The following is a 12,536-nucleotide window of genomic DNA, read 5'->3' on the forward strand; positions in this document are numbered from 1 at the left end:
CCGAGATTAGCGCCCCGCATCAAATAAGCAAAATAGATTAAAAAGCGACTTTTACATCAATCTGATTGATGTTACCTCGCGACGGCAGTGAGGAAGTTGCGACGCCCCAGGACGTCCGCGCCACAAGCAAAAGGCATTCGCGCGGCGGCCGACGCCGCGCGAACGCCCTGGGAACAAGCCAGAAAGGGAGTTACTGCTGACGCGTCTCGTGCGTGAACTTCAACGTCACGACAGTGATGAGACCGAGCACGATCAGGAGTACAGCAACCGGCCAGTAGGCCTGGTAGTGCGCGAGCAGCGCGGTGGCGATCAGCGGCGACAGGCCGCCCGCGAAGATCGACGCGACTTCGTGACCGAGCGCCACGCCGGAATAACGCACTTCGGTGCTGAACAGTTCGCCGACGAGCGCGGGCAGCGTGCCGATCATCGCGCCGTGGCAGACGGCCGTGCCGAGCACCAGCGCGAGCCAGATCAGCAGCGGGGATTGCGTGTTGAGCAACCAGAAGAACGGAAACGCCATCACTGCGAGCGACACCGCGCCGATCATATACACCGGCTTGCGCCCGATGCGGTCCGACAGCTTGCCCCACCCGAGCATTGCGCCCATTTCGACGACCATCGCGAGCATCACGCCTGTCAGCATCACCGAATTCGAAATGCCGACGAACTTGCCGTAGACGAGCGAGAACGCGAGAAAGATATAGGCGCCGCCGTTTTCGGCGACCCGCAGACCCATCGCCATCAGGATCTCTTTCGGGTGACGTTTGATCGCTTCGAGCACCGGCATATGTGCGGTCTTGCCGGCTTTCTCCGCATTCTCGAAGTCGCGGCTCTCCGGCAGGTTGTGGCGAATGTACACGCCGAGCGCGAAGATCAGAATGCTCGCGAGAAACGGCAGACGCCATCCCCACGAAATGAACTGATCGTGCGGCAGCGCTTGCGCCGCGAGGAACGCGCCCGACGACAGCACGAAGCCGCCGCCCACGCCGAGCTGACTCCACGCCGCGAAATAGCCGCGTTTTTCGGGCGGGGCGTTCTCGCTGATCATCAGCACGCCGCCACCCCATTCGCCACCCGACGCGATACCTTGCAGCAACCGCAATCCGGCGAGCGCCGCGGGGGCGGCAAGACCGACATGCTCATAGGTCGGCAACAGCCCGATGCCGAAAGTCGCGAAGCCCATGATAAGCAGCGTCCAGACGAGCGACGCGCGGCGTCCGTAGCGATCACCGATATGACCGAACACGATGCCGCCAAGCGGACGCGCGACGAAGCCGATCGCGAACGCGGCAAACGCGCCGATTGTGCCGATCAGCGGGTCCGCGTGCGCGGGAAAGAACAGTCGCCCAAGCACGAGCGCGGCCGCGGTGCCGTACACGAAAAAGTCGTACCACTCCATCGCGTTGCCGGCCACCGACGCGATGATGATTTTCCTGAGTGCGCGATCCGACTCTGTCGTGGCGCGCCCCGCCGTGATCGGAGATTGAACGGAAGCCATATCTGCTCGCATCTGCTTTGGGGGATTGCGGCCTTTAAAAAAGGCTTCGCACGATATGCAGTGTCGAGGCGACAGATAGTGGCGTCAAATTAACCGAAAAGCAGGGCGGGTATCAGTGCAGCTAATTTGCCTGGACACTAGTGCGCGCGTTCAGCACGCGAATACGAGGCTAAAAGCTCAAGCGAGCCTGTTGAGGTGAGGTCTTCCAGGATGGTGAGGATTTCCAGGAGTCGAGCGAACGACGCTGGCGCGCAATGGTGAGGAATTCCAGGAGATGATCCCCGCGTGCGAGGCCTCACGCTCGCGGTAATCGGTCGATCCGGGCGAAGCGCGAGCCGTTGTCTCCCGAAAAACCTCACCTGAGGTTCATCGCCCTCATTGCTTAAGACTCCGTCAGAACTTCACCTTCACCTGAAAACCAATCGTAAAGGGCAGATCATCCGACGGGATCGGTGGGATGATGATGAAGTTCGCGCCGACCCGCTTGTAGTCGAGCATCACGATTGGCGCGACCACCGGGCCGATCGTGTGATTGTGGCCGAGCCCCCAGTTGCCGTAGTTATAGCCGGAGATGATGCCGCCGATCGCGGCGATCCGCACGATGCCCCAATGCGCGAACTCAGGCGCCCACACGCCGCCGCCGTAGTAGGACGGCCGCCGCAGCGAGTTGCGAAAGCCGCCGGCGGTCAGCGCCCACTGGTTGTTCAGCCAGCATTCGACGCCAAGCCCAGGATTGAACTGCTCGAAGTGCTTATCGGGATCGGGATTGATGTGATACGAGCCGAGCATCGCATCGACCCACACACCGCCGTCACACCAACTGCCCGCGTGCGCCGCGGAGACCGCTGCGAAGCTTGCGAAAAGCGCCACCGCGGCGCGTCGGATATTCTTGTTCATCTGCCGAAAGTGCATTTCTTCTCCGTCACCGGTCGAGCGCCGGTGTGATCGTGTTCTGGCGATCCGCGTGCCGCCCGTCGCGCACTGTACCTGAAGCCGCGCGGTCGATGTTGAGGACTCGCTCGGCCGGCCGGTCACGCGACGCGCCCCCGCAGCCGGAACCGCCACGATAACGGAGAACCGATGGCGATGTGATGAACAAGCGCTGAAGAAATTCGCGGCGCGCATCGCGCGCGCCGTCGGCGGTGAATGTGGCGGGAACGTCTACAGACCGAGATCGGACAGGCCAGGGTGATCGTCGGGCCGCCGTCCGAGCGGCCAGCGATACAGCCGGTCGGCTTCACGGATCGGCAGGTCGTTGATGCTCGCGTGACGCAGTGCCATCAACCCATGCTCGTTGAACTCCCAGTTCTCGTTGCCGTACGAGCGGAACCAGTTGTTCGAATCGTCGTGCCATTCGTACGCGAAGCGCACCGCGATGCGGTTGTCGGTGAACGCCCACAGCTCCTTGATCAACCGATAGTCGAGCTCCTTCACCCACTTGCGGCGCAGAAAACCCACGATCTCCGCGCGTCCATGCACGAATTCGGCGCGGTTGCGCCACACGCTATCCGGCGTATACGCCATCGATACGCGCTCGGGTTCGCGCGTGTTCCATGCGTCTTCCGCGGCGCGAACTTTCTGGATCGCGCTGTCGCGCGTGAACGGCGGCAGCGGCGGACGGGTTTCGATCGTATCGGCCATGATGGCTCCTTGCTCAGGTAGTGGTGCGCCGGGATGGCGGCCGTTTGTTTGTGGTGGGTCTCGCTGCCGCATCGAGCAAGGTCTTCGCAACCGTCTGCGCGTCGAGCGCCGCATCGGCTTCGCCGCTCACGAGCGCCACAGCGATCGCGCCGTCGAGCAGCACGAGCCATTGACGCGCGAGCGGCGCCGCGCGACGCGCATCGAACGCGGCTTCCGCCACGAACGCGTCGCACTCGGCGCGCGCGAAATCGAGCAGCCGCGCCTTGTGTTTGCGCGCGACGACGCGGATCGGATCATCGGCGGAGGCAATTTCACCGGCAGCGTTCAGAAATGCGCAGCCATGAAAATCCGCCGACGCAAACCAGTCGCGCAGCACGTCGAACATGCCGAGCAGGCGTTGGCGCGCGCTCTTGCCGTGCCGTTGCGTGCTGGCGATAAACCAGTTCATCCAGCGCTCGTCGCGCCGTTCGAGCACGGCCGCGACCAGCGCATCTTTCGATTCGAAATGCGTGTAGAAGCTTTTGCGCGCGGTGCCGGACTGCCGCACGATCGCATCGACGCCGGTTGCATGGATGCCACCGGCGTAGATCAGCGCCTCGGCGGCATCGAGCAGGCGTTCGCGCGCAGTGGCGGGTTGTGTTGGGTCGGTCGGGACCGTTTCGTGTGTCATGGGCCAAAGGTAGAACGATCATTCTCCCATGTCAAGTTTTTCATCGAGCGCGCGCTCTGGGTATGCTTGCTGCTATCGTGATGGAGATCGCTTGACCATCGCTCAACCGGAATCGCTTCGATGAACCCCTCCTCCGTTCTCACCGCGTGGGTACGCGCGCTGCTCGGCGCAATGCTGCTGAGCGCGATAGCCTGCACGCCCGTGCAGGTGCTTACACATTCGGTCGGTCAGAACGAAGCGCGCGTGCCGTCCGGGCGCTACGACATCGATCCGGACCACACGAGCATCACGTTCGATATCGATCACTTGAAATACACGCGCTTTACGATGCGCTTCGATCGCAAGCAGGGACAGCTCGACTGGAACGACGGCGGGCTCGAGCGCAGCACGGCGTTGGTCACGATCGACGCCGCGAGCATCGACACGAACGTGCCGCTGCTCGACAAGATGGTGAAGAGCGACAGCATGCTCGATGTCGCACGCTATCCGCAGATCCGCTTCGCGAGCACGCGTTTCGAGCGCACCGGTGACGCGCGCGGCACACTGCGCGGCGATCTGACGATCCGCGGCGTCACGCAGCCGGTCACACTCGAGGTGACGTTCAACGGCTTCGCGCTCGATCCGCTGACGAAGAAGGACACGCTCGGCTTTTCCGCCGATGGCCATTTCAGCCGCGCGAAGTTCGGTCTGGCGACGTGGTATCCGGCTGTCGGCGACGATATTCACGTGCGCATCCAGGCCGAATTCGTGAAAACGCCCGCAGGCGCATAAGCGCGCTGCGGGCGTTGGCGAATCGAACTACGCCTTGCTGAATCAGGCAGCGGTCCAGTCGAGAATCACCTTGCCGCTCTCGCCGGAGAGCATCGTCGCGAAGGCTTCCTCGTAGTCGTCGACCTTGAAATGGTGCGTGAGGATCGGCGACAGATCGAGGCCACTTTGCAGCATCGCGACCATCTTGTACCAGGTCTCGAACATCTCGCGCCCATAAATGCCCTTGATTTCAAGGCCTTTGAAGATCACCTGGGTCCAGTCGATCGCGGTTTGCGCGGGCGGAATACCGAGCAGCGCGATCTTGCCGCCATGGTTCATCGCTTCGAGCATGCTCGTGAATGCGCTTGGCACGCCCGACATTTCGAGGCCGACGTCGAAGCCCTCGGTCATGTGCAGATCGTGCATCACGTCGTGCAACGATTCGCGCGACACGTTCACCGCGCGCGTAGCACCCATCTTGCGCGCGAGTTCGAGGCGATAGTCGTTGACGTCGGTGATCACGACGTTGCGCGCGCCGACGTGCTTTGCGATCGCGACCGCCATGATGCCGATCGGCCCCGCGCCGGTAATCAGCACGTCCTCGCCGACGAGGTTGAACGACAGCGCCGTGTGGGTCGCATTGCCGAACGGATCGAAGATCGCGGCGAGGTCGTCGGAAATTTCGGGCGGGATCTTGAACGCGTTGAAGGCCGGAATCACCAGATATTCGGCGAACGCGCCTTCGCGATTCACGCCGACGCCGATCGTGTTGCGGCACAAATGGCGGCGGCCGGCGCGGCAGTTGCGGCAGAAACCGCAGGTGATGTGTCCTTCGCCCGATACGCGATCGCCGATCGCAAAGCCGCGCACTTCCTGCCCCATCTCGACGATTTCGCCGACGTACTCATGGCCGACATGCATCGGCACCGGAATCGTCTTTTGCGCCCAGTCGTCCCACTTCCAGATATGAATGTCGGTGCCGCAAATCGCGGTGCGCGTGATGCGGATCATCACGTCGTTATGGCCGACTTCGGGCTTCTTCACATCCGTCAGCGTGAGGCCCGGTCCGCGTTCGAGTTTTGCCAATGCTTTCATCTGCTTCTCCATTCGAATCACGCGGCGGCTATGCCTGGATTACGCCGAGTTCGCGGCCGACGCGCGCGAACGCCTCGACGGCGCGATCGATCTGTTCGGGCGTGTGCGCGGCGCTCATCTGCGTGCGGATGCGCGCGCGGCCGCGCGGCACGACCGGGAACGAGAAACCGATCACATAGACGCCTTCCTTGAGCAGCGCATCGGCCATCTTTCCCGCGAGTTGCGCATCGCCGAGCATCACCGGAATGATCGGATGTTCGCCCGGCACGAGCGTGAAGCCGAGAGCGCTCATCGCGCGGCGAAAGTGCGCGCCGTTTTCGCGCACGCGTGCGCGCAATTGCGCGCCTTCAGCGCTCGCGAGCAATTCGAGTACCTTCAGCGACGCCGCGGCGATGCTCGGCGTCAGCGTGTTCGAAAACAGATATGGACGCGAGCGCTGCCGCAGCAGTTCGACGATTTCCTTGCGCGCAGCGACGTAGCCGCCCGATGCCCCGCCGAGCGCCTTGCCGAGCGTGCCGGTAATGATGTCGACGCGCGCCATCACCCCGCAATGCTCCGGCGTGCCACGGCCGTGTTCGCCGATGAAGCCGACCGCGTGCGAGTCGTCGACCATCACCAGTGCGCCATACCTGTCGGCCAGATCGCAGATGCCGGAGAGGTTCGCGATGATGCCGTCCATCGAGAACACGCCGTCGGTCGCGATCAGCTTGAAGCGCGCACCAGCCGCATCGGCTTCCTTCAGACGCGCTTCGAGATCGGCAAGGTCGTTGTTCCGGTAGCGAAAGCGCTTCGCCTTCGAGAGCCGCACGCCGTCGATGATGCTCGCGTGATTCAGCTCGTCGCTGATGATCGCGTCGTTTTCGTCGAGCAGCGTTTCGAACAGGCCGCCGTTCGCGTCGAAGCAGCTCGAATAGAGGATGCAGTCGTCGGTTTGCAGGAACGTAGCGAGCGCCGCTTCAAGTTGCTTGTGGACAGTTTGCGTGCCGCAGATGAAGCGCACCGACGCCATGCCGAAGCCGTCGCTGTCGAGGCCCTGCTTCGCCGCTTCGATCAGCCGCGCGTCGTCGGCAAGACCGAGATAGTTGTTCGCGCAGAAGTTCAGCACATGGCTGCCGTCGGCGAGACGCACGTCGGCCGACTGCGGACTCGCGATCACGCGCTCGCTCTTGTAGAAGCCGTCGGCGCGGATCTGTTCGACGGTGCCGCGCAGATGGGCAAGGTATTGGTCTCGCATGAACGGGACTCCTGTGGGTGATGGCCCCCGCGTTCGCATGGCCGCGGGGAGGGTGGCCTGTTATAGTCGGCTGTCAGCTTTATCGGATTTTTTCGTTTTTCCGAACTAAAATCCGGTATATCGAACAACTCTAAACGATGGGTCAGGAAATGGCAAGTTCGGGTACACGCCGCGCCGCGGCCAATGCGACGCCCACCTCCGCTGCCGCGGCGTTGCAGGCGAATGTGGCGCCGCCGCGCGTCGGCGAACAGATTCAGCGGCTGCGCGCCGAGCGGCGGATGACGCTGGACGATCTGTCGCGCGCGGCCGGCGTGTCGAAATCGATGCTGTCGGAAATCGAGCGCGACAAGGCCAATCCGACGATCGCGGTTGCGTGGCGGCTGACCAACGCGCTCGGCGTGAGCCTCGATTCGCTGTTTGCGCCGCCAAAGCCGCCTGAGGCGATTGCCGTTTCCGGTCCGCACGATATTCCTACGCTAAGCGGTCATGACGCGAAATACCAGTTGCGTGTGTGGGGGCCCATCGAGCTGGCCGGCAAATTCGAGTGGTACGAGTTGACGCTGCAGCCGGGCGGGGCGCTGGTGTCGAACGCGCACGAGCCTGGCACGCGCGAGCATCTGACCGTGCTGCACGGCTCGATCGAAATCGAGGCGGCCGGCGCGACGAAGCGGCTCAAGCTCGCGGACACCGCGCGCTATGTCGCGGACGAGCCGCACGCGATCCGCAACGTCGGCAAGGGTGAGGCAAAAGCGCTACTGGTCGTGATTCACGGCTAGCGCGCCGGCTGGGGGCTATTGGCACGCTATCGGCGCGGTTCGCGAGGGGTAGGCCGTTCGGCCAGGTTGCGCCTGATACTGTATGTTTGTACAGTATCAGGTGTCGATTGGAGCCGAGAATGAACAACCTGAAAGCCGACCCTACCGATCAAACTCTCGCCGCGCTGCGCTACCAGACCGCCGCGCGCGATCTCGAACGCATCGTGCGCAGCATCGCCGCGCGCTACATCGTCCAGCAGGTGCCGCTCACGTGGCGTCTGCTGCATGCCATCGAAGCCGAGGCGCTGGCCGACCTCGGTTTTGCCAGCCGGCACGACGCGCTCATGCTCGGGCTGTTCCAGCGCCCGTCCGATCTGCCTTATCCCGAAACCGATGACGGCGTGGATTTCGGTGCGTCCACTGCATTGCCGGCCGTCTTCGCGTTTGCCGTCAATGCGTACGAGGAAGCCGCGCGGCAAGCGGCGCGTCGTGCGGCGCAGCCACGGGCGATTGATGCGCCGTTAAAGCGCGCGCGTGCGTGGGGCGGCTGATGAGAGCCACACGTGGCAATGGATCGGATCTTCATCGATTCTTTCGGGTCGGCCTGGCACCGGTTAGCGCCTACAATACGCGAATCGAACGGTGCAACTAACAGAAGGAACGAGCATGTCACCCCCTCATCTGTCCGACCCCGTTCCCCGTCCCGCCCCATCTACCGATCTGTTCGATCAGCAACGCGAAGACTGGCGTCGCGACCCGCAAATCGCATTCGATGCCTGGCTCGCGAAGCAGCATTTCCGTCGCTCCTCCGCGCTGGTCTATCAAGCGCAGTGGGGCCAGTTTCTCGACTGGCTCGGCACGCGGCAACAGAGCCTCGCAACGGTCGACACACCCGCGATCGCCGAATTCGTCGCCAGCCTCGAAATCCGTAGGACGCAACGGATCCGCTATTTGCGCCTCATCGAACGCGTACTCGATCACGTGCGCGAGATCGAATCGGCGTCGACCAATCCGGCTCGCTTCATTGCTCAGGATGGCGAAGCAGCGTGGCGCAATGCTCGCGACAATGAGCCGACCGGATTTCTCACGCATACGGAACGCACTGCATTGATCGCGCGGTTGTTCGCGCCATTGCCGGTGTTGTCGACCGCGCAGCGCTGGAGAGAGCGGCGCGATCGCGCGTTGATCGCCGTATTTCTGGGGGGCGGACTGAAGACGGGCGAAGCGGCTGCCCTTACGGTTAGTTGCGTGAAATCGGGCTCGCCGTGGGTCACGATCGAGTCCGCGAATCCGACGCTGACGCGGCGCACGCGGCTCGCGCCGTTCGCGACGGCGATTCTCGACGCCTGGCTCGCAGAACGGCGGCTGACGGAGCTGGCCGGCGATCTCGTGTTTCCCGCGTCGCCCTCCGGCCGTCCGATGCACAAGGCCACGATGCTGCGCGCGGTGGACGCGCTGGTCGATGCTGCGGGGATCGCCGCATCGCGCCAGTCGCGCGCGAGTCCGCAGACCTTGCGCAACACGTTCGCGGCGGATCTTTTCGAGAGCGGGGTGGAAGCCGAACAGGTCGGTCAATGGCTTGGCTTCGCGCAGGCGGTGTCCGCGAACCGGCTATATCGAGCGTGGCAAACCTGGATCGATCAGCAGGATCCGCCTGCGGCTCACACGCCGGATCCGGCGGCGGCGCCATTGCCCGAGCCCCGACGCGACGGGCGTTTGATCAGGAAAACGGGAGCCGGCGAGCCTGAAAAGCCTCACCTTTCCGGTCCCGAATTTCCTCACCTTTGACGTTTTTTCTGTTGTATTGCCCGTTTGTCGTCAGCGCACCGTGTCGACGGAGCGGGACGACGGCGCGGTGGACGCACCGTTTGACAGAAACTGTTTCACCGCCGCGAGCCTGGATTCGCTTGGGCCGGACGAGTGCTCACATTCCGGGCACAGCAGCTCGAAACGATGACCGACCTGCGATAGCTCCGGTTCACCTTCCTCGCATTTCGGGCATCGCGCAGGCAGCGTCACGTGGCCGTCGGCGGCGGTGCCGATCGTGCCCAACTCTTCGCTCGTGAGCCGCCCGTCACTGACGAGCGAGCAAAGCAGCGCGGCGATGGCCGGATCGATGCCCTGCTGAGCGCGCAGCATGACGACTTCTCTCGTCAGCGCATCGACTTCGTCCGACTGCTCACGCAGTTGCGCGTCGAGCCGGTCCGCGCGGGCTTTGGCGGCGGCAATCTGCTGAATGAACTCGAATTCCTTGCGGCTCGCATCTCGCACGCCGGACTGATACGTCGCGGCCATGCTGCGCAACGAATCGAGTTCGACCAGCATCGGCTTGACGCGCCGCTCCGCTTCGGCCACCGCATCTTTGATCTGCTGTGCATAGTGCTCGGTGCTTTGGCGCAATTCGACGTGCAACGCGTCAATCCGGTCGCGCAACGCGGCATTGGTGGTCTGCTCGTTTTCGAGCCGCTGCCTGAGCGCCTCGTTTTCCTGATCGAGCCGTCGCGTCGTTGCCTGCAAGCCTTCCAGATGAACGTTGCCGTGTGTGGTCGCGCTCGATAGCTGGGTTTCGAGTGCGCGAACCCGCTCCCACGCGGCTTCGGCGCGCGCTTCGCTGCGCCTGATCGCGTCGTCGGCCGCGTCACGACGAATGTCGGCGTCACGCACGCGCTGCTCGGCGGCGCTGATCTGCGCGCGGATTTCTTCGCGTTCGCCATCAAGCGCGGTTTTGGCCTCTGCGACCGCTTCTTCGAATAGCGCGCCCAGCAATTCGCCGGCGCGATCCTCGAGTGCCTTCGGAATGGCGCCTGCGCCCACCTTGACCCGGGACACGTTGCGGATACGCTCCCAGAAATGATCGATGTCTTTCGGGATGTCGCTTGCGCTACCGGTCTGAGTGAGATCGCGCACGGCCGCCATCGACGGGCGGATGCCGAGATCGAAAAAGAGCCGCTTGCAGGCATGCAGCGACAGATCCTGCCGGCGCACGCCCTGCGCGCGCATCGTTTCAAGCTCATCGCGAATGGCCTGCCGCTCCTGATCCAGATTCATGTCTACCTCGATGTCGCTCGAATTGGATTGATCATAACAATTTACGTAGTATTTGCTACCGATTTATGAGTGACGAACGGATTGGCGTATACAGACGGGTATTGACAGAGAAATCGCAGTCGTAAACACGCGTATACCGATTTTTTCCGTGAAACAATACGAAGAATAGCTAATAAGCCTTTGTATTAGAAGCACTTTGTTCGGTTTTCCTCTGATCGCGCACTGTTTCACGAGGGAAACGCAATGGCTGCGGGGTTTAGGACCCGTGTGTCACGGGGCTCGCGGGGTAAAAAGCTAGAGAGTAATAAAAGTAAACACCTTTGAACCCTTGTTAAAGACGTTAACGCTCCGGCAAACCCTTATCTGGCGGGGGTTTCAGCCCAGCAAGGTGAAGCTTTGCGGGAGACTTGGTGAGGGTCTGCGGGAAACTCGGGTGATGGGGTTCGGGGAGCTCGGTGAGTGGGTCCGGGACGGAACGTGAGCGGGTTCAGGAAACGCCGTATACGTGACGTTTGGGCAAAGGTGAGGTTTTGCGGGACCTCGCTGCCGTGAAGCGCCCGACCGCGCTCGAAAGTCCTTTGCCGGTAAGGCCTGCACTGAGGTGAGCGCTTTCGGGAGGCTTGCGAGCGTGGATTCTTGGGGCTGTTTTGGGCCGGTTAACCCCTTTGGTGAGCCGGGACAGGAGAAAACGTGAAACGAAGGTGAGATTTTACGGGGCGTGGGCAGCCATTTTGCTGTGTTTTTGAGCATTCACCGGGCTAAGGTGAGGTTTTACGGGAGCGAAAGTGGATTGGGATGCGTCGATTGCCCGAAACACTGGCCGGCTGGAACCGGTGGCGATTGGAGAGGTGAGGGGATTCGGGAAGTTGGCGAATGGGCCGGATCAACAGGCTGGTTTGGCTGGTGATTCCGTCAAAGGTGAGGCTTTTCGGGAGGCTTTGAATGGCGTTCCGAACACTAAGGTGAGGAGATTCGGGATCGAGATGGGGGCTGTGGGCTGGAAATGCCCGGCTGATGGCGGTTTGCGTATGCGGGTATACCTGGCTTCTGACCGTAAAGGTGAGGATTTTCGGGAGAGTTGAGACGAGGAAATGAAAAGTGCGACCGTGCGAAAAACAGGCTTGAGGTGAGGTTTTACGGGGGCATTAGTCGTTTGTGGGTGAACAGGAATTATCGTAAGTTACGGAAATCATTGAATTATTTAGCGTGAGATGGAAAAGGTGAGGGTTTTCAGGAGTTCTTTGGACTGATGCGCTGAAGCGTCCGGAAACCTCAAAGGTGAGGTTTTTCAGGAGGTCTACTCGGGGAAAAGCGGTCCTGGTGGGGGCGAGCGCGTGTCGTGCTATACCGTTCGTCGGCGTTACGGTGAGCTTTTTCGGGGGCATTGAAGTGGTGAGAGTTTGCCTGTGGCTCGTTCTCCCCGCTGGCAGCAGCTTCGGACGTCGCGAGAAGTCGAATTTTGCATCGCGGGATTACCCCTTTACCGCCGCCATGCAGGCATTTCTGCTACTGGTCCCGACTATACGATGAGGTCATCACCCGCCAGGAGCACCGTCGTTTACGCAAGGTCTCGAAAAAATCCGCAAAAATTTTTGAGGTGAGCAGATTCGGGATCAAATGCTCCCAGTTCCCGCGCGCCGCGAAACTCGCCGGGTTCGCCAACGCCGCGACCGACAAGGAGAGCCCAACCTTGGCGGCATGCAGCCGAGGTGAGGGTTTTCGGGAGCGGCTCGAGGTGAGTCACGCTCCGTAAACTCGCTTCACCGGCAACGGTGAGATGGACGCTATAGACGCGTATCACCACAGTCGGTATGCTCTCGCGAAATCCCCCTCCTCACCCGACGC

Annotated in this window: 11 protein-coding genes; 4 read left to right on the top strand and 7 right to left on the bottom strand. The window is 62.1% G+C overall.

The genetic code is table 11. The features are described from left to right. Nucleotides 1-190: 190 nt before the first annotated feature. The 4 genes from L0U81_RS26990 to L0U81_RS27005 all read right to left on the bottom strand — a co-directional run bounded on the left by L0U81_RS26990 (nucleotide 191) and on the right by L0U81_RS27005 (nucleotide 3,809). The gene (locus L0U81_RS26990; RefSeq protein ID WP_233807752.1) at nucleotides 191-1,498 is read right to left on the bottom strand and encodes an MFS transporter; all 1,308 of its coding nucleotides are present in this window, start codon (nucleotides 1,496-1,498) and stop codon (nucleotides 191-193) included. Nucleotides 1,499-1,891: 393 nt separating this feature from the next. Further along, a complete protein-coding gene (locus L0U81_RS26995) occupies nucleotides 1,892-2,410 on the bottom strand; it encodes a hypothetical protein (RefSeq protein WP_233807754.1) in 519 nt (172 codons plus the stop codon). A 249-nt stretch (nucleotides 2,411-2,659) separates the two neighbouring features. After that, entirely contained in the window at nucleotides 2,660-3,139 is a 480-nt protein-coding gene (locus tag L0U81_RS27000) for a nuclear transport factor 2 family protein (RefSeq protein WP_233807755.1), read from the bottom strand. 13 nt (nucleotides 3,140-3,152) lie between these two features. Continuing rightward, on the bottom strand, nucleotides 3,153-3,809 hold the full coding sequence (locus L0U81_RS27005; protein WP_233807756.1) for a TetR/AcrR family transcriptional regulator: 657 nt from the start codon (nucleotides 3,807-3,809) through the stop codon (nucleotides 3,153-3,155). 120 nt (nucleotides 3,810-3,929) lie between these two features. Here L0U81_RS27005 and L0U81_RS27010 point away from each other — a divergent pair, with 120 nt between their 5' ends. Beyond that, nucleotides 3,930-4,580, top strand: coding sequence for a YceI family protein (locus L0U81_RS27010; RefSeq protein WP_233807757.1), 651 nt, complete (start codon nucleotides 3,930-3,932; stop codon nucleotides 4,578-4,580). 42 nt (nucleotides 4,581-4,622) lie between these two features. Here L0U81_RS27010 and tdh read toward each other — a convergent pair whose 3' ends face one another. Together tdh and L0U81_RS27020 are read right to left on the bottom strand one after the other, a co-directional pair. Beyond that, on the bottom strand, nucleotides 4,623-5,654 hold the full coding sequence (tdh, locus tag L0U81_RS27015; RefSeq protein WP_233807758.1) for an L-threonine 3-dehydrogenase: 1,032 nt from the start codon (nucleotides 5,652-5,654) through the stop codon (nucleotides 4,623-4,625). Nucleotides 5,655-5,682: 28 nt separating this feature from the next. Next, nucleotides 5,683-6,888, bottom strand: coding sequence for a glycine C-acetyltransferase (locus L0U81_RS27020; RefSeq protein ID WP_233807759.1), 1,206 nt, complete (start codon nucleotides 6,886-6,888; stop codon nucleotides 5,683-5,685). A 137-nt stretch (nucleotides 6,889-7,025) separates the two neighbouring features. On the opposite strand from L0U81_RS27020, the gene L0U81_RS27025 reads away from it, so the two are divergent. The 3 genes from L0U81_RS27025 to L0U81_RS27035 all read left to right on the top strand — a co-directional run bounded on the left by L0U81_RS27025 (nucleotide 7,026) and on the right by L0U81_RS27035 (nucleotide 9,431). Then, complete coding sequence (locus L0U81_RS27025) at nucleotides 7,026-7,664, top strand: helix-turn-helix domain-containing protein (protein WP_233807761.1); 639 nt, start codon at nucleotides 7,026-7,028, stop codon at nucleotides 7,662-7,664. Nucleotides 7,665-7,783: 119 nt separating this feature from the next. Next, on the top strand, nucleotides 7,784-8,194 hold the full coding sequence (locus tag L0U81_RS27030; protein ID WP_233807762.1) for a DUF2471 family protein: 411 nt from the start codon (nucleotides 7,784-7,786) through the stop codon (nucleotides 8,192-8,194). Nucleotides 8,195-8,309: 115 nt separating this feature from the next. After that, a complete protein-coding gene (locus tag L0U81_RS27035; RefSeq protein WP_233807763.1) occupies nucleotides 8,310-9,431 on the top strand; it encodes a tyrosine-type recombinase/integrase in 1,122 nt (373 codons plus the stop codon). A 30-nt stretch (nucleotides 9,432-9,461) separates the two neighbouring features. Here L0U81_RS27035 and L0U81_RS27040 read toward each other — a convergent pair whose 3' ends face one another. Next, nucleotides 9,462-10,691: a DNA-binding protein gene (locus L0U81_RS27040; RefSeq protein ID WP_233807764.1), complete on the bottom strand. Its 1,230-nt coding sequence runs from the start codon at nucleotides 10,689-10,691 to the stop codon at nucleotides 9,462-9,464. Nucleotides 10,692-12,536: the final 1,845 nt, after the last annotated feature.

The organism is Paraburkholderia sp. HP33-1 (assembly GCF_021390595.1).
GTDB lineage: Bacteria > Pseudomonadota > Gammaproteobacteria > Burkholderiales > Burkholderiaceae > Paraburkholderia.

Bases quoted from the DNA above. Each gene is read 5' to 3' on its own strand.
- L0U81_RS26990 (WP_233807752.1), bottom strand. From the start codon at position 1,498: ATGGCTTCCGTTCAATCTCCGATCACGGCGGGGCGCGCCACGACAGAG.
- L0U81_RS26995 (WP_233807754.1), bottom strand. From the start codon at position 2,410: ATGCACTTTCGGCAGATGAACAAGAATATCCGACGCGCCGCGGTGGCG.
- L0U81_RS27000 (WP_233807755.1), bottom strand. From the start codon at position 3,139: ATGGCCGATACGATCGAAACCCGTCCGCCGCTGCCGCCGTTCACGCGC.
- L0U81_RS27005 (WP_233807756.1), bottom strand. From the start codon at position 3,809: ATGACACACGAAACGGTCCCGACCGACCCAACACAACCCGCCACTGCG.
- L0U81_RS27010 (WP_233807757.1), top strand. From the start codon at position 3,930: ATGAACCCCTCCTCCGTTCTCACCGCGTGGGTACGCGCGCTGCTCGGC.
- tdh (WP_233807758.1), bottom strand. From the start codon at position 5,654: ATGAAAGCATTGGCAAAACTCGAACGCGGACCGGGCCTCACGCTGACG.
- L0U81_RS27020 (WP_233807759.1), bottom strand. From the start codon at position 6,888: ATGCGAGACCAATACCTTGCCCATCTGCGCGGCACCGTCGAACAGATC.
- L0U81_RS27025 (WP_233807761.1), top strand. From the start codon at position 7,026: ATGGGTCAGGAAATGGCAAGTTCGGGTACACGCCGCGCCGCGGCCAAT.
- L0U81_RS27030 (WP_233807762.1), top strand. From the start codon at position 7,784: ATGAACAACCTGAAAGCCGACCCTACCGATCAAACTCTCGCCGCGCTG.
- L0U81_RS27035 (WP_233807763.1), top strand. From the start codon at position 8,310: ATGTCACCCCCTCATCTGTCCGACCCCGTTCCCCGTCCCGCCCCATCT.
- L0U81_RS27040 (WP_233807764.1), bottom strand. From the start codon at position 10,691: ATGAATCTGGATCAGGAGCGGCAGGCCATTCGCGATGAGCTTGAAACG.